We start from the raw sequence: 16,501 nt of genomic DNA, 5'->3' as shown, positions 1-16,501 counted from the left end.
ACCCGACGCCGAGCGCGTCGTCGTCGCCACCACCCAATGGCGGCAGCTACGCCAATCCGGTGCTGTGGCAGGACTTCGCCGACATCGACATCATCCGCGTCGGCGACGCCTACTACTATTCCGCCTCCACCATGCACTACTCCCCCGGCGCGCCGATCCTGCGCTCCTACGACCTGGTCAACTGGGAGTTCGCGGGGCATTCGGTGCCGGCCCTGGACCACTCCAGCGCCTACAACCTCAACGGTAACGGCCGCGCCTACGTCAAGGGGATCTGGGCCTCGACCCTCAACTACCGGCCCTCCAACAGCACCTTCTACTGGATGGGCTGCATGGAGTTCAACAAGACCTACGTCTACACCGCCACGGCGGTCGACGGCACGTGGTCCAAACGATCCACGATCAACAACTGCTACTACGACGCCGGCCTGCTCGTCGACGACAACGACACCATGTACGTCGCCTACGGCAACAGCAACATCAGCGTCGCCCAGCTGTCGGCCGACGGCCTCAGCCAGGTTCGCACGCAGCAGGTGTTCAGCACCCCGTCCAGCGTCGGCACCCTGGAGGGCGCCCGCTTCTACAAGCGCAACGGCAGCTACTACATCTTCCTCACCCGGCCCGCCAACGGGCAGTACATCCTCAAGTCGTCCAGCCCGTGGGGCCCGTACACGATGCAGCAGCTGCTGCTCAACCTGCCCGGCCCGGTCTCCGGCGGCGGCGTGCCCCACCAGGGCGGCCTGGTGCAGACCCAGAACGGCGCCTGGTACTACATGGCCTTCGTCGACTCCTACCCCGGCGGGCGCATCCCGGTCCTGGCGCCGGTCACCTGGACCGCCGACGGCTGGCCGCAGATCCAGCTCGTCAACAACGCCTGGGGCGGCTCCTACCCCAAGCCGAACCTGCCCGCCCCGCCGCGCCAGGTCAAACCGATGATCGGCAGCGACACCTTCACCGCGGCGACGCTGGGACCGCAGTACGAGTGGAACCACAACCCCGACAACAGCCGCTGGTCGGTCGGCAGCGGCCTGCGGCTGCAGACTGCGACCGTCACCAACGACCTCTACAACGCCCGCAACACCCTGACCCACCGCATCCAGGGACCGACCTCGACCGCCACCATCGAGTTGGACTACTCGACCATGCGCGACGGCGACCGGGCCGGTCTGGCGATGCTGCGCGACTCATCGGCATGGATCGGCGTCAAACGCGACAACGGCTCGACACGGGTCGTCATGACCAACGGCCTGACCATGGACAGCAGCTGGAACACCACCGGCACCGGCACCGAGAACGCCTCCGCCGCGGTGTCTGGCGGCCGGATCTGGCTGCGCGTCAACGCCGACATCCGCCCGGGCAGCGGCCGCCAGGCCCGCTTCTCCTACAGCACCGACGGCGCCAACTTCACGGCGCTGGGCTCCGCGTTCACGCTCAACAACGCCTGGCAGTTCTTCATGGGCTACCGGTACGCGATGTTCAACTACGCCACCCAGGCGCTCGGCGGCTCGGTGACCGTGCGCAAGTTCGACCTCACCACACCGTGACCGGCCGGAGCCCGGACGCCAGTGGGCGTCCGGGCTCCGGTCACTGGATTCAGCTGCAGGTGGTGCCGTTGAGGGAGAACCCCGTGGGCGCGGAGCTGTTGCCGGTATGGGTCGCCTGGAACCCGATGGTGGTGGATCCGCCCGCTGGGATGGCGGCGTTGTAGTTGACGTTGGTAGCGGTCACCTGGCCGCTGCTCGGCGAGTAGGTGGCGCTCCAGCCGGAGGTGATGGTCTGGCCGGAGGCGAGGGTGAAGCGCAGCGACCAGCCGTTGACGGCGGTGGACCCGGTGTTGGTGATGGTGATGTTGTCGGTCAGGCCGTTGTTCCACGGGTTGAGCGCATTGGTCACGCGGCAGCCCCCACTGCCCCCACCCGGCGGGGTCGACGGGCTCGGCCGCGGGCTCGCGCTGGCCGGCGCGCTCGGGCTGGCCGGCGGGTTACCGGCCTCGCTGACGGTGATGTTGGCGCTTCCGCTGCTCTGGTAGCCCTCGGTCGCCATGATCTGGTAGTTGTGGGTGCCCAGCGTCAGGCCGAGCCGCGACCACGCGTTGAAGTGGTTGGCGGTCGTGATGGTGCCGCTGGTGCGGTGCTGCTGGCGCACGCTCCAGTACTGGTAGAACGTCGCGGTGCCGATGATCGACGGCTGGTTGACGCGCTGGGTGCGGTAGATGTCGTAGGTGGCGCCGTCGGTGGTGACCGAACCCAGCCGGGTCGTGCCCGTGCTCGGGTTGTAGCTGCCGAAGTCCTCGACGACGTAGTACTCGATGAGCGGGTTGGTGGTCCACCCGTACAGCGCCAGGTAGCCGTTGCCGTTGGGGCTGAAGCTGCCGGAGTAGTTCACCGAGTGGCTGGAGCCGGGATTCCAGCCCTTGCCGACGACGGTGTTGTTCATGTTGCTCCACTGGACGCTGTACTGGCCGGCCGCGCCCAGGTTCATGGTGACGTTGCCGTTGTCCTTCCAGTACGAGTAGAAGAAGCCGTTGTGGTAGCCGGTGGAGTTCGACGTGATGGTCCGGTCGGCCTCGGCGTGGGCGGTGCCGGACAGCGCCACCGAAGCGGCGACCAGCGCGACGGCGCACAGGGTGCCGATGAGCGGCTTCACCAGGTTGCGCCTGCGGGGCTGTGCCTGGGATGGGTGATCTTTCACGCGAGTGCATCCTTTTCTGGGAGGACGGCCTTCGGGCAAGGCCGCGGAACGCCGACTCGATGCTGTCGCGGGTCGCGGGGCAGGCATCCGCCGGACGTTGACATCCATGGATGCACGCAGTATCGGACCGTCCTGTCGGGACTGTCAACGACTTCCGGAAGTTTTCGGAGCGCCAACTTGGCTCGACCTCGGCGATAATGACCGGAAGGGCAGCGCTTTTGGCGACCGACAGCAGGAGCCGGTCCACAACGGAGCGAGCTGATCAAGACCGTGGCCGACAAGTGGCAGGCAATGAATCTCGGCCTGTCGACCGAAAGTTTCGGAACCCATGCCCGAGGTCCATTGCGTACGGGGAGGGGACATGTGCCAGAGGAGTGTGTCGTGACGCGTTCGGCGCCATCAGTGCTTGAAGACCTGCTACGCAGCCGGGTGCCCGGCATCGTCACGGTGGAGCCGACCACCGGTGGGCTCGCGGCGCTCGCGGGCATAGCAACCCGCCGGGAAGCACCGCCGGTATTCGTCAAGACCTTCGCCGAGCCGCCGGCCGACGACGTCTTCGCCGCGGAGGCCGAAGGGCTGGCCGCCCTGCGTGACACCGGCGTGGCGACACCCGAGGTGATCCTGGCGGACCGGGAGCTGCTCGTGCTGTCGGTGCTGCATCCCCGGCCGCGCAGCGAGACCTTCTGGGAGCAGCTCGCGCACGTCCTCGCCCACCTGCATACGAGCACGGTCCATCACCGTTTCGGGTGGCACCGCGACAACTGGCTGGGTCGCCGCCGTCAGGTCAACGGATGGCACGATGACGGTTTCGCCTTCTTCGCACAGCACCGGCTGCTCCGGTGGCTCGGGGAGCGCCGCGTAGAGGCCGCTCTCGACCATGCAGACCGGGCGGCCCTCGAACGGCTCTGTCACCGGCTGCCCGACCTGCTGCCGGACCGCCCCGCCTGCCTGACGCACGGCGACCTGTGGATGCAGAACATCATGGCGACCTCGGATGGGCGGCCCGCACTCATCGATCCGGCGGTGTCCTACATGTGGGCTGAAGTCGATCTCGCCCATGTATGGTCGACCGCACCGCCACCCGAGGCGCACCGGTTCTTCACCACCTATGCGGAGTTGACCTCGCTCGATGCCGGCTGGCGCGACCGCATGCCGATCATCCAGCTCCGGCAGCATCTCGCCGTGCTGGCCCAGTTCGACGACGACTGGGGTGCGGCCGGCCAGATCCGGACCACCGTGGCCCCGTTCCGGACTCGAAGCTGAGCGCGGGACCGGCGGACGCGCGTGCCCCATTCGTGAAGACCTTGTGATCATCTCGACTTGAGGGCCGTTCGCACGCCGGATGGACGGCACGATAACGCGGTGTCCAGTCTCTCGCACGAAACAGCATCCCGGCGGCGCGCAGCACCGATCGGGGCGGCGCTGACCGGCTGGTTGGCCCTGGCCGGCGCCTACTACTTCGAGCTCCCCGTCTTCGCCGTGGTGTCGATGTTCGGGTGGTTGCTCATCGCCGCGTGCTGGTTGTGGGCCGTGACCGCATCGATCATCGCGGTCGTGGCGCTCTTGGGACGCCGTCGCCGGGCGCATGCCGCCGCTGCCGCCGTGATCGCGGCGGCAGCCGGCGTCGCGATAGGGAACGCCGACTGGTTGATGATCTATCTGAGAAGCCAGCTCTGGATACATCAGGCCGAACTCGGCCGATTGGCGGCCGAACACCGGCTCGGCACCCTGCCCGCCAACCCGGAGCTGCCATGGAGGCTCCGATACCTGTCCATCGACGGACACGCGCACAGGCAAACCGAAGCGGCAGCGCTCTACCTGCCCATGTGGCAGAACTGGCGGGGTGAGGCCGGCGGCGGGCTCGTCCACCTCACCACCACACCCGACCAGGACACCTGGATCGAGACCGCACCGGGCGGCCAGGGCCGGCCGCTCCGCCAGGTCGGTGATGGGTGGTGGTGGGTGGAAGGCGGGTGAAGCGATGGCCGGTGCCCTAGGACAAGGACCGAGAATGCGCTCAGTACGCCCAGACGAGCCCACCGGTGCCGGGACCTGGCCGTGTTGCTGTTCGTCGCAGTATTCGACGTGTTCTTCCCATGAGATTCTTGTCGTTCAGACATCGCCGTCACCCGACTTGCGCGCCGAACGCGACCGCGCCGGCCGGAACACTCCCGGTGCCGGGGACCCAGCTGCGTGCTGGTGTCGCCGTGCCCGCGACGAGATCAGACCAGCGGAACGCCCACACCCCACGATTCACGTACGGGCTGGCCACGAACAGTTCGCTCGGTGATGCGCCCATGCTCAACCCGAGCAGCTCCCGCGGTGCCGGTGAGCCGGGTAGCTTGCCGGCCGCCCGTTCGATCAGCGTGTCGGACTCCGGGGTGGCCGTGCCCGCGGCGAACACGTGGATGTTGCCCGTGTCGACGCCCGGGCCGCTGGTGTCCTCACCTGGTGCACCCACCGCGATCAGCAGGGTTTGCACCGACGGCGCCGCAGTCGGAGTGGTGTTGACCAGCAGCACCTTCTCCCCGAACCGGTCACCCGGCGCGGCCTCGCCCGCGACACCGGTCGTCGACTGCGATACCACGATCGGCTCGGTGATCGCGGTATCGGTCAGCCGAAGCTGGACGACCTGCCCCGCGTCCACGACGCCGTCGACATCCTTGCCAGGGGACCCAACGGCGAGCAACGAGTCGGTTGACGGCCAGTACGACACCATCGCCAACGACTTGCCGAACTCGTCACCAGCCTCCGCGAGGTTGTCCTGGTGCACGCACCCGATGGATGTCGGCGCGACCGGGCCGCTGTTGTGCCGGAAACCGCAGATCATCCCGGAGAACTGGTGGCGCCCGTTGACGTTCTCCCCGGGCGCGGAGAACGCGAAATGCCGAGGGCTCGCCGCGACCGCGAAACCGGTCCGATCATCGGGTTCAGCGGTCAGCCCGATCGACAACTGGCTGAACCGCTCCTTCACCCCACTGCGCAGGTACATGATCGAACCGCTGTGATCGCTGCCGTCGATGACGTTGTCGCCGGGGGCGCCGACGATCAGATACGGCTCTTCGGTGTCGGTGACACCGGACGCCAGCGAGTAACCGAACCGGTCAGTCGGCTCTGGGGAATCTGGCAGGCCGCCGCTTCCCTGCATATAGGTGTCCGTTTGCGGTCCGGATCCGAGACCGCCCGGCGCACCGAAGATCAGGTCGACCTGGCCGGAGTCGGGGATGCCGTTGACGTCCTCGTTCGGTACACCGACCGCGAGGTCAGCGCAACCGTCGCTGTTCGCGTCGAAGACCGCGATCGCGTGCCCGAAGTTGTCGCCCGGGTTGGCGTCCCACGGGATCTCCGCCAGATTCTGGTGGAGGTCGCGCACCGCACCGGTCGCCCCGTCCACGACGTGCACCACACCGGCACCCGAAAGCCCGTCGACGGTCGCCTCCGAGTCCGCGATGACGACATCCCGCACGCCGTCGCCGTTGAAGTCGCCCGGCATGTTGGCCTCGCAGCCTGGGACGAACGGAAGCTGTCGTCCGACCTGCGCGCTGTCGATGACGACAGGCTGACCGATCCCGATGGCGAAGATCCTAAGCTGGAATCGCTTACTGCCCTGCCAACCGGTGAACTTCTTCAGGTCGTAGGAGTACACCCCGGTCTTGCTGATGTCACTTTGCAATTCGATGTCAACCGGCAGAGTGCCGTCATTGACTTTCAGCGCCCACAAGCCGGTAGAACCCGAGACCGCGATCTGCACCGTCGGATACTTGTCGACGTCCAGCTCCATCCACCGCGAGAACGAACCGAAACTCAGCGGGGCGTCGGCATTCACGGTCAGGTGCAGCTGCCCACCCGACACCGCCGGCGTCACCCACGAGTCGGCCTGCCACGCCGGATCAAGGTCTGCGAACGTGTCTTCGAACCCGATCGCCCGGCTGTCGATGCGTACGCTGTCCACGGTCAACGACGTGTCCAGACCGATGGTGAAGATGCTCAGGCGGAATTGTTTGACGCCTTGCCAGCCCGTCGATCGCTTCAGGTCGTAGGAGTACACCCCGGTCTTGCTGATGTCACCCTGCAGTTCGATGTCAACCGGCAGAGTGCCGTCATTGACTTTCAGCGCCCACATGCCGGGCGAACCCGAGACCGCGATCTGCACCGTCTGATACTGGTCGACGTCCAGCTCCACCCACCGCCACAACGCCCCATAGCTCAGCGGGGCGTCGGCATTCACGGCCAGGTGCAGCTGGCCACCCGACACCGCCGACGTCACCCACGAGTCGGCCTGCCACGCCGGATCAAGGTCTGCGAACGGGTCTTCGAATCCCACCTCAAGCGGATATCCGTGCTGCTGAACGGCGCCGATCTGGGCGAGGTCGGCAGCCTCAGGCGGTGGGGCGGCATACGACGTCGGCCGGCACACACCTGTCGCCACGAGCACACTGACGATCACGGCGAGTCGTAGCAGTGCCCGCCTCATCCGCGCATCCTTCCTACGACTGCCTGACGTGCCCCGGCTGGACGGGACGGCACGTCGGTACCACCCAAGGGTTGCCGGCCAGTGCCCTGCTCGACCGTGAGCGGCAACCGGCACCACGGATACAACTGGATCATGGCCGGCATGATAATGGCTGAGAGGAGCCGCCGCGGCCCCGAGCGGCGCGGCCGGCGGCAGACAGCTCGCCGCGGCCGACAAAGGGGATCCATGCGGAGCCCTGTCAGCTGGCCCCGAAGCAGATGAACCCCGAGCGCACGCCCGACGGCACGGCTGCGGCGAGAGCGTTCGCCGGAGCCCATCCGCCGGTGAGCAGCCGGTGGAAGGCGGCCATGATCGGCATCGCGTCCTCGTCGGGGACCCGGCAGACGCTCGCGACGACGGTACGGGTGCCCGCGCCCACCAGCGCGGCAGCCATGCCGAGCGCCTCGTCGCCGGGTCGGACATGATGCATGCCGATGTCGCAGGAGGACAGCACCACCGTGGTCGGCGGGGCCACGAGACGCTGCAGGTCGTAGCCGAACAGCGGGCCGTCTGCCAGGTCGAGGCGGGAGAAGAGCGGGTTGTCGGTGTCGTGGTGGCCATGGGCGGCGACGTGGACGAGCGAGGCGCCGTCAACGGCCGCCAGCGTCGCCTCGGCGGTGGCCCGGTTGCCGGTGAGCGCGGTCGCTCCCGGGTAGCGGGCGGCGATCTCGGCGATCTCCGGTTCGCCGCGGTCGTTGCCCGGCCCGCAGACCAGGGTGACCGGTCCGGCGGGGGCGGTGCGGGCACGGGCCGACGCCCACACCGTCGCCGAGGGGGCCACGGTCACCGGTCGGCCGACCAGACCCGGCAGCACCGACCACGGCACCGCCATCAAAGCCCCGGTGGGGATGACGATCACCTCGGCGTCACCGAGCAGCGGCAGCAGCGGGTCCAGTACCGCGGCGGCAAGGGCGGCCGCGTCGCGGGCGGTCGCCGCGGCCAGGGCGGTGGCAAGGCGCCGGGGCAGCCGGCGTCCGGCCTGGGCGTCGAGGTCGGCGCGCAGGCGCAGCAGCGCCTCGGTCGCCTCGCCGGGTGGGGCGAGATCCACGACCTGGGTGGTGCGGGCGGTGATGACCAGGGCACGTAGCGGCTCGCCGGGCAGGTAGGACACCATGGCGGAGGTTCCCAGCAGCGTACGGATGCCGGACAGCGACACGGGCGAGGCTGCGCTGTGCCCGTCGGCGGCGGTGGCCCAGGCGTGCTCGCGCAGGGCGCGTTGGAGGGCGTCCGCGCGGGCGGGCAGGGTGCCGAGGGTGTGGCCGGCGAGTTCCCGGTCGCGCATGGCCTGGCGTACGCCGCGCAGTTCGGCGAGTGCGGCCGCGGTCTGCGGGTCGTCGGGTGGGCGTACCGGTGGTAGCAGCAGCGCCTGGGCGCGGGCTCGTTCGGCCCAGCGGAAGATGTCGGCCGGGCGGCCGGTGTGCAGGGCCGCGCGCAGGCCGCGGTGGGCCAGTTCCCGGCCGTAGACCGCGACGCCGGTGCGCAGGTCGGGCACACCGAGTTGTTCTCTGGCCCGGTGCAGGGCGGAAAGGCCCGCGGTGAGATGACGGGTGGCGGCGTGGGCGGGCGAGGCTTCAGCACGGGCCAGGTGCCACAGCAGGCGGGTGTCGAGGCGGTCCTGTCGCCGGGGTGTGCTGGTGGCCAGCTGGTCGGTGGCACGGCGCGGGTCGCCCGCGGCCGCGTAGGCGCGGGCGGCGAGCAGCCCGGCGAGGCGGGCGTCCTCGGGCAGCGGCAGGGCGGCGAGGCGTTCACGTAGTGCGGCCGCTTGCGGGGCGAGGGCGGCCGGGTCGGCGGCGGCGGCGAATCTGGCGCGTAGTGCGACGAGGTCGGCACGGGCGGTCCAGCGCGGGTTGTCTCGCCGGCGGAACAGGTCGCGGGCGGCTTCGGCCCAGCCGATGGCGGCTTGTGGCTGTCCGGCGAGCAGGGCGGCGTCGGCGCGGGCGAGGTGGGTTTCGGCGTGGTCCTGGCTGAGTCGCTGGTCGGCGAGGCGGTGCTGGGCGGTGGCGAGTTCGTGGACGGCTTCGGTGTGCAGTCCGGCGGCGAGCAGGGCCCGTGCCCGGTCGAGGGAGAGTACGGCGAGCATGCCGGGCAGGATGGCGGCGTACCGGTGGGCGGCGTCGGTGTAGCGGCGCAGCGCTGCGGGCAGGTCTCCGGCGAGGTAGTCGAGGTAGCCGAGGTTGTGCACGGATTTCGCGGCCAGCCGGGGGTAGCCGTGCCGGTCGGCGATGGCGGCGCAGCGCAGCAGGTCGGCGCGGGCGGCGCTCGGGCGGGACGCGGCCATGTGCAGCACGGCCCGGTTGAGCAGCACCCTGGCGACCTCTTCGGGTTCTTCGTGTTCGCGGAGTTCGGCCAGTGCGTGGCCGTAGGAGGTCAGTGCCTGGTCGTCGCGTCCGGTGCGCCGCAGCAGCATGGCCCGCTGGCCGTGCAGGGTGCCGCGGTGGCCCGGTGGCAGGAGCTGTTCGGCGTCGGCGAGCAGCTGGAGTCCGGTGTCGATGTGTCCCTGCTCCGATTCGGCCAGGGCGAGGCTGAGCAGGATCCGGCCCCGCAGCACGCTGCCCTGTTCGCCGGCGGCGTCCAGTACGGACAGGGCCTGCCGCAGGGCGGCGGCGGCGTCGGCTGGGCGCATGTCGGCGTTGGCGGCCACCCCTGCGGCGTGCAGGGCGACCGCCTGGGCGGCAGGGGCGTCGTCAGCGGCCCGTGACGGATCCGCTTGTCGGGCCGGGGTGTCGGGGGTGGTCACAGTGCGACGGCTGGGGTGACGATCCACGGCTCGTGGGGATGGTCGCGGAAGACGAGGAGCTGGCCGAGGCCGGGTTCGATCTCCGGGAACGCGAACCGGCCGGCCTGGTCGGCGGTGGTGGTCTGCGAGCCGGTGGCGCGGCGCAGTTCGATCCGCAGCGGTGCGGCCGGGGCGAGCCAGCCGTCGACGCGCAGCCGGCCGCCGCCGGTCTCGGTGAGGGTGATCATGATGGTCAGGCTGTGGGCTTCGAAGGTCAGGGTGCGGGTGTGTTCGGTGGAGCGGGCCGCGACCGGCTGCTGGGCCTGCAGCCTGGCGATCTCGGCGGCGAGTTGGCGCGACGCGAGCGCGAACAGGGACCGTTCGACGAGGTCGGCGGGCATCGGGTCGGCGGTTTCGTGCAGGTCGCGGATCTGGTCGAGGAGGTCGAAGTCTGCGGCGTCCAGGGGCTGCGACTCGCTCATGGTTTGCTCCAGCGGGGGTCGGCGAGCAGGGCGTCGCGTAGTTTCGTCAGGCATCGGCCGCGGGTGGGTCCGATGCTGCCGTGCGGCATGCCCAGTGCTGCGGCGACCTGGCTGTAGTCGGGCCGGTCGACCATCGCCACGACGCGTAGCAGTTCCCGGCACCGGGCGGGCAGGGCTTGTACGTGGTTCCAGAGGATCCGACGGCGTTCGTCGGCGATGAGGTGTTCGGCGGCCTCGGGCCGCGGGTCGGGCCGGTCGTCGTCGGTGTCGGCGGGCACGGTCTGCCTGCGCTGGCGTTGGACCCGCCACGATTCGCGTTTGGCGGCGGTCACCAGCCATGCGGTGAGCGCGTGCGGTGAGCGGATCTCGTGCAGTGCGCGCAGCAGTTCCAGCCAGGTGGTCTGCACGGCGTCGGCGGCGTCGGCCGTGTCGAGGCCCTGGGCGCGGGTCACGTGCCACAGCAGCGGGGTCAGTTCGCGCACGATGCCGTCCAGGGCGCCGGCCTCGCCGGCCCGTGCTCGTTCGAGCAGGCCGGCGAGGTGGGCTTGGCGTTCGGTGCCGGTGGAGGTCATCGCATCGGGTCCAGTGCGCGGCCGGCGCGCCCGTGTGCCGCGTCGGGCGTGATCTGGTGGTCGTCGTCGTCGGTGATCGCGGCGGCGATCATCCCTGCGGTCACCGCGGCCGCGAACGAGGTGCCGCTCCAGCGGGCGAAGCCGCTGGCGAGTTTGTCTTCCTGGTAGTTGGCGGCGGGTTCGCGGTGCAGCCGCTGGTGGCCGAACAGCGGCATCGCGCTGACCAGTGCCGTGCCGACGGTCCAGAAACCTACCCAGGGGCCGAAGTTGCTGTAGGCCGCCTGCGACAGGTCGGGGTTGAGCGCGCCGACGCTGATCAGCTCGGTGCGCGGCACCGTGCCCGGCTGGGCGAGCGCGGTCAGGGCGGCCGGGAAGACCGGGGCGTCGCTGGCGTGGTTGCCGGCCGAGGCCACGACCCGTACGCCCATGTCGCCTAGCTCGCCGAGCAGGCGGCGCAGCCGGATGGTGTGGTGGCTGTCTTCGGTGGTCTGCTCGTAGTAGCCGAACGCGAGGCATACGACGTCGACGAACCGCTGCGGGTCCGTTTCGGCGCCGCGGACCCGGTCGACGAGCCATTCCAGCGCGGACAGGATGACCTGTTCGTCGATGATGCCGTCGGCGCGCATGACGTGCATCGACAGCAGTCGCGCGTCGGGGGCGCACTGGCGGATCAGGCCCGCGATGAAGGTGCCGTGGCCGGCGTGGGAGTGCGTGCGCGGGTCGGCGCCGTCGAAGTCGGCCGGTTCGGCGGGCACGGCCCCGGGGGCCTGCCAGCCGAGGTCGGCGGCGTCGAGGTGGATCGGGTCGGGCTGGTCGTCGAGTGCTTCGTTCATCCAGTCGTGGCGGCCGATGCCGGAGTCGAGGATCGCGACCACGGGTCGGCGGCGGCCGGGCAGGGCGTCGACCGGGCGGCGGGTGAGCCGGATCAGCGGCGAGGCGACGGCCGCCCGCTGCGCGCCGGCGTGGCCCTCCTTGGCCGGCATGCCGATGAAGGCCAGCCGGTGCAGCGACAGCCGCTTCACCAGCTCTGCCGCGTCGGCGCTGAGTCCGCCGGCGGTGGCGGGGTCCTTGAGCGCCTGCAGCGCGACCCACGCGTCCGGCGGGTTGGCCGCGTCCTGCGTGCCGAGCCGGAGCACGCGGTCGCTGGACACCGACAGCGACCAGCCGTGTCCGGCCAGCGCCTGCTCGAGCTCGGTGACGGCGGCGGGCTGCGGCGGGGCGCCGCTGACCGACAGCAGGTAGATGGAGTACACGGTGGGCGCGCCGCCGTCGGTGTTGGCCCAGGCCGCCTCGGCCGGGTCCAGGTCCACGCCGCCGGACAGGTTGAGGTGGGGAAACGTCGGCTGCGGCAGCTGCTCTTGGGGCACGTACCAGTCCTTCACGACCGGTCCCTTCGTCAGGACGGGCCCGAGGCCCGTCATCGAGATCAATGGCTGCCGCCGATCGTCCAGATCCTATGCGCCGGAACATGATCGGCGGGTGCGCGCCGCGTCACGGTTGATGACGCGGGCGCTGTCGTGGTTGCGTCTGCGGCCCGCCGCCGTCAGGCCAGTGGGCAGCGCGGCACCTTCTGCGTGATGTCGCCGCCGGTGTCGAGCCACGAGTCGGCGATGTAGCCGGTGACGTCCCCGACGGTCGTGTGGTCCCAGAGGCGGCTGCTGCCGCGGCGTCCGGACACCTGCTGGCCTTCGATGTAGCAGTCGACGACGCCGACCTGGCCGGCGTCGGCCCGGCCCACGATCGCGGCGTGTGTCGTCGGACCGGATCGCACGATGACCCTGGGGTCGGCTTTGACGGTGGCGGTGACGCCGTCGCCCTCGGGCCGTCCGGGCTTGAGCTGGCCGGTCAGGTCCATGCACATGAAGTCGGTGGAGCCCATCCACAGCACCGTGTAGCGCTGCCCTTTGCGGGTGCGGGTGACCGCGTCGAAGCAGAAGTCCGGCCGCGGCCGCTGGGATCCGTTGAGAAAGCCGTTGGAGAAGCCCAGGGTCAGCTGCTTGCTGAGGTAGCAGGCGGCTCCCTCGACCAGCGCCTGCAGGTTGCCGCTGACGACCGCGACGACACCGACGGAGTAGCGGAACTCGTTGTTCTGGTAGATCGCGATAGCGAGCCGGTCGGTTTCGTAGCCGCATTCGACGGCGTCGGCGACCTTGGCGACGCGGTCGACGAGCGTGCCCAGACCTCGGGAGAACTCGTCGACACGCTGCAGTTGCTCGGCCGGGATGACGGTGCGGACGTTGGCGATCAGGCCGACGAACTGCAGGCAGGGGTTGTGGATGGTGGTGGTCTGCTCGGCGCCGAAGGTGGGCAGCAGGTCTCTGGTGATCGGGCCGGGCTGGCGGCAGCCGGGCTCGGCCGGTGATGCGGCGACGTGTTCCTGGCCGCCGGAATCACCGCCGCCGAAGCCCTGGCCGCCGTCGCAGTCGGCCGCACTGAGGGTGAGGACGAGCGCTGTCGCGCCGGCGAACATGCGCAGGCGCGCGGATGTGCTGGCCATCGCTGGATCTCCCGGTTCGTGAGGGATCTGACGCTGGTATGGGGACCGTGGACCGCGTGCAGATACACGGACTGCGGCCCGTTGCCGGCCGGTCGGCGGCTGATATTCATCTCCCTCTTCGCGGAGGGGCAGGAGAGCAGCACCGGCCGCAGGCGGCCGGTGCTGCTCTCCGGCGATGCCCCGCCCGACGCCGCTCAGGGTGTCGCCGGCAGGAGCCGGATGAGGATCTGCCGTACACCGGCGCCCAGGCCGGACGTCAGTTCGCTGCCCGCCGCCCACGCCGCGACCGGCAGCAGCACCACAGCGGCTACGGCCAACGCGAGCAGCGCGGTGACCACGCTGGCCTCCTCGCCATCCGTCATAATGATCTTCAATTCGAGCGCGATGTCGCCCGAGAGCTGCACCGCGCCCCCGGTGACCGGGTGGGTCCGCAGAATCCTGCGGGTTCCCGTGTAGATGACCGCCCGCTCCACCGGGTCGACGGCGACGCTGTTGAAGCCCTGCTCGTCACCGATGCTTCCGCCGAGCTGAGGTGTGCCGTCGAGCCCGAGCCGCACGGTGACGGCGGCGAACATGTCGCCGATAGCGACCCTGGACTCGGCCTTCAGCCGCGAGCACAGCTGGTCCAGCACGACGCCGCCGACGGTGCGCGCGACGCCCGACGCGAGAGCCGCCTCCAGCGCGGCCAGGTCGGGCGCGATCTCGCAGGCGAGCGGGTACGCCCCGGACCAGTCGACCTTCAACGGGCCGGTCACCGACAGCTCGACCCGTACGCCGGGGCCGGTGAACACCGCGACCGGCCGGCCCCGGAGCGTGTACGTCAGCGCGGGCAGCCCGCCGGCCTGCCGGGGCAGCTCCAGCACCTCAAGATCGGCGGCAGACAGCAGCAGCGGCACCCGGCCGGGCGGCTCCTCCCCCGGCGCGACCAACGCGATCAGGCGCCGCCAGGTCGCCCCGCCGACATCGACCCGGGAGTCGGTGGTCAGGCCCTGGATCTCCTGGAATCCGCGGATCGCCGCGCACAGCTCGGGCGAGGCGGTGCCGTCCTCGATCGGCGGCAGCAGATCCAGTGAGGTGCCGCCGGCGGGTAGACCGACGGCGTCGAGCAGTTCGCCAATCTGCTGCTGGTCGGTGGCGTGGTTCGGACTCTGGGTTCCGGCGTCGGTCAGGCCGACGGCGTCGGTGAGGCCCCATCTCATGACGTTTCTCCTTTGTACGGTGAGCGGCTCGTTCTGGTGTGCCGTGGTCGGCTCGTCGTGCGCGTCAACTTCGGGACGCGCCGTCACCTACCTGTTGTGTCGTGGGTTCAGCCGTGACGGTTGGAGGTCAGGGCTTCGTCGCCGAAGAACCGGGGTGCGCGCGGTTCTGCCATGTCGGTGCTCCTCAGGAGGGGTCGGTCAAAGGTGTGGGAGTGTCGCGGGCGGTCGTGGTGTCGAAGGCGAGGCGGCTGGCGCCCTCGCCGCGGCCGACGCTGACGCGGCGGGCGATCCAGCGGGCGTAGCGGCCGTCGGCGCGGCGGGCCAGTACGGGCACCCGCCGGACGGTGACGCCCTCGCGGGGGATCTCCTCGTCGTGCAGGGTGAGCGGCTGCCCGGGCCGCAGCAGCACCCCGTGCGGTTCGGCGGGCGCGCTGCCGAGGGCGCCTTTGCGCAGCTCGAGGGATCCGTCGGGGCGACGTACCGGCACCAGCGGGATCCAGTTGCCGGGCACCGGTGTCTGCAGCAGGTAGTCCAGTTCGGCGTCCGGCTCGCCGCCCGGCGCGGGCTGGGGCGGCGGGGTTTCGTCGGCGCGGTTGCGGGGCTGCCCGCTCGGGCCGCGCACGGTGCGTTCGACGGCCCAGGCCAGGTTCGCGATCTCGTCGCGCAGGTAGCCGACCTCCTCCAGGGCCGGGCCGTCCAGGACCGACGGGGCGGTGGGCGGTACCAGCAGGCCGGGCAGGCCGTCGACTTCGAACAGCTGGAACCGGCCGCCTTCGTCGGCGCGGTCGACCTCGTATTCGTCGCCGAAGGTGGTGGTGTAGGCAAGCCGGTCGATGACCGTCAGCGATCCGAAGGGCACGTCCACGGGCACGGTGAGCCAGTCCTGGCTGTACACGAGCGCGAACTCGGCCAGTGCGAGCCGGGCCAGGTCATGGGGCCTGGTTTCGAGCGCGCCGAGGTTGACGCGGCCGTCCTCGAACTGCCAGTAGCGGTCGGCGGGCATGCCGGCGAAGCGCAGCGGGGTGGCCCACACCGGCGGTGCGGTCGTCGTCGTTCCTGAGGTGCCGGGGGTGGAGGCGAGGTGGGTGAAGTGGTACCAGTCGGCGCGGCCCCCGGGAAACGCCGGCGCGGCGAGCAGGTGCGGGCCTGCGGCCAGGTCGAAGGCGTACTCCAGGCGCGTGCCGATCCAGCAGTCGGGTTCGTCGGTGCCGCGGTACCAGTGCAGCCACTCGGTGGCGGCGTCGTGCGCCCCTGCGGGCAGCCATGCCGGTGTGGCGTCGAGGGCCGCGGCGATGCGTTCGGCGTCGGGGATCCGGCCACCGAACAGCTCCCACAGCTGCCCGGCCACCTCGTCGAGCGGGTCCTCGCCGGGCGGATTCATGGCGCAGGCGGCCAGGACGTCGGCGGTCAGGGCCGGGTCGGTGAACCCGGCGTCGGCGAGTACGGCCAGGAACTGCGCGCCCGCGGTGAACCGCCGCCGCATCCCGGGTTCGGTGCGGGGCTCGGCTTCGACGGCGGCTTCGAGCAGGTCGGGCGGTTCCAGCGGCCGCGGTTGTCGTTCGCCGGGCGGGCGCCAGCCGTCGACGCGGGTCGAGGTCCAGGTGACCTGGACGGATACGGGGCTGCCGGTGTCCTCGCCGCGGAACTCGCCGAGCTGCCACTGCCGGGCGAGCAGCCACGCCGGGTCGTGGACCCGGGCTTGCAGGCCGGGGGCGGGGTCGCCGGACACCGACTGCGGTTCGAGCCTGGTCCAGGCGGGTGAGTCGCTGAGGAACACCTCGGCGAACTGTTCGGGCACCGGGTTGACGCGGGTGCCGAAGGCTTCGTTCATGGC

General features: G+C 70.6%; 12 protein-coding genes. 3 read left to right on the top strand and 9 right to left on the bottom strand.

Annotated features, from left to right (window positions below):
• Positions 1-1,541: glycoside hydrolase family 43 protein (locus tag Cco03nite_RS17105; RefSeq protein WP_203693092.1), on the top strand; the 1,541-nt coding region annotated here is incomplete at its 5' end.
• Between the two features lie 49 nt (positions 1,542-1,590).
• Here Cco03nite_RS17105 and Cco03nite_RS42880 read toward each other — a convergent pair.
• Positions 1,591-2,688, bottom strand: a complete 1,098-nt coding sequence (locus Cco03nite_RS42880; RefSeq protein ID WP_275412048.1) for a glycoside hydrolase family 11 protein — start codon at positions 2,686-2,688, stop codon at positions 1,591-1,593.
• A gap of 381 nt (positions 2,689-3,069) precedes the next feature.
• On the opposite strand from Cco03nite_RS42880, the gene Cco03nite_RS17095 reads away from it, so the two are divergent.
• Positions 3,070-3,951 carry a fructosamine kinase family protein gene (locus Cco03nite_RS17095; protein WP_239167439.1) on the top strand — a complete coding sequence of 294 codons (882 nt, stop codon included), beginning with the start codon at positions 3,070-3,072 and terminating at the stop codon, positions 3,949-3,951.
• 99 nt (positions 3,952-4,050) lie between these two features.
• A complete protein-coding gene (locus Cco03nite_RS17090) occupies positions 4,051-4,665 on the top strand; it encodes a hypothetical protein (RefSeq protein ID WP_203693090.1) in 615 nt (204 codons plus the stop codon).
• A gap of 148 nt (positions 4,666-4,813) precedes the next feature.
• On the opposite strand, the gene Cco03nite_RS17085 is transcribed toward Cco03nite_RS17090, so the two are convergent.
• The 8 genes from Cco03nite_RS17085 to Cco03nite_RS17050 form a co-directional block, all read right to left on the bottom strand.
• Positions 4,814-7,162 carry an integrin alpha gene (locus Cco03nite_RS17085; RefSeq protein ID WP_203693089.1) on the bottom strand — a complete coding sequence of 783 codons (2,349 nt, stop codon included), beginning with the start codon at positions 7,160-7,162 and terminating at the stop codon, positions 4,814-4,816.
• Between the two features lie 238 nt (positions 7,163-7,400).
• The gene (locus Cco03nite_RS17080; protein WP_203693088.1) at positions 7,401-9,938 is read right to left on the bottom strand and encodes a CHAT domain-containing protein; all 2,538 of its coding nucleotides are present in this window, start codon (positions 9,936-9,938) and stop codon (positions 7,401-7,403) included.
• Complete coding sequence (locus Cco03nite_RS17075; protein ID WP_203693087.1) at positions 9,935-10,399, bottom strand: hypothetical protein; 465 nt, start codon at positions 10,397-10,399, stop codon at positions 9,935-9,937. Before Cco03nite_RS17075 ends, Cco03nite_RS17080 begins: the two co-directional genes overlap by 4 nt.
• Positions 10,396-10,971: an RNA polymerase sigma factor gene (locus Cco03nite_RS17070; RefSeq protein WP_203693086.1), complete on the bottom strand. Its 576-nt coding sequence runs from the start codon at positions 10,969-10,971 to the stop codon at positions 10,396-10,398. The genes Cco03nite_RS17075 and Cco03nite_RS17070 overlap by 4 nt, the downstream gene beginning before the upstream one ends.
• Positions 10,968-12,353, bottom strand: coding sequence for a S8 family peptidase (locus Cco03nite_RS17065; protein ID WP_203693085.1), 1,386 nt, complete (start codon positions 12,351-12,353; stop codon positions 10,968-10,970). The genes Cco03nite_RS17070 and Cco03nite_RS17065 overlap by 4 nt, the downstream gene beginning before the upstream one ends.
• 161 nt (positions 12,354-12,514) lie before the next feature.
• A complete protein-coding gene (locus Cco03nite_RS17060; RefSeq protein ID WP_203693084.1) occupies positions 12,515-13,468 on the bottom strand; it encodes a hypothetical protein in 954 nt (317 codons plus the stop codon).
• Between the two features lie 194 nt (positions 13,469-13,662).
• Positions 13,663-14,667, bottom strand: a complete 1,005-nt coding sequence (locus Cco03nite_RS17055) for a hypothetical protein (RefSeq protein ID WP_203693083.1) — start codon at positions 14,665-14,667, stop codon at positions 13,663-13,665.
• A 184-nt stretch (positions 14,668-14,851) separates the two neighbouring features.
• On the bottom strand, positions 14,852-16,498 hold the full coding sequence (locus Cco03nite_RS17050) for a hypothetical protein (protein WP_203693082.1): 1,647 nt from the start codon (positions 16,496-16,498) through the stop codon (positions 14,852-14,854).
• Between the last annotated feature and the right edge of the window lie 3 nt (positions 16,499-16,501).

Origin of the sequence: Catellatospora coxensis (genome assembly GCF_016862635.1) — a bacterium.
GTDB classification, from domain to species: Bacteria; Actinomycetota; Actinomycetes; order Mycobacteriales; family Micromonosporaceae; genus Catellatospora; species Catellatospora coxensis.
This window is presented reverse-complemented; position numbering and strand designations above follow the sequence as displayed.